At 54.2% G+C, this 371-nt stretch carries 1 pseudogene; it reads right to left on the bottom strand.

Annotated elements, in window-relative coordinates:
- A pseudogene (locus AC5ZGW_RS47545) lies at nt 1–371 on the bottom strand (hypothetical protein); the annotation flags it as partial.

The raw sequence follows: 371 nt of genomic DNA on the forward strand, positions 1-371 counted from the left end.
TCGGCTGTGGCGTACTCATAAGGATATCCGCCAATCCAGTCGACCATGTCGTGCCAGCGGCTCATGCCGCGGCTCTTCTTGTATTCCGACCAGAGGGCGAAATAGCCGCGGATGTTCTTGTTTTTGTAGTAGTGCCAAAGATAGCGCGCCTCGACGGGCGTCCACACCGCGACGGCATATGGAAATTTCAACGGCCTGGGCAGTTTGTTGTAGATGATCTTCTTCTTCAACCAGTATTGGCTGATTTCGCCGCAATCGTTGTAGATGGCGATGAAAAGCTTTCCGCCAACCCGCGTGTTAAGTTTGATGTTCTCCAGGGCCTGCCACATCGCGCCGGTGTGGTGCAGCACGCCCCAAGAATATACGATGTC

The sequence above is a fragment of the Bradyrhizobium sp. Crot121 genome, from assembly GCF_059512385.1.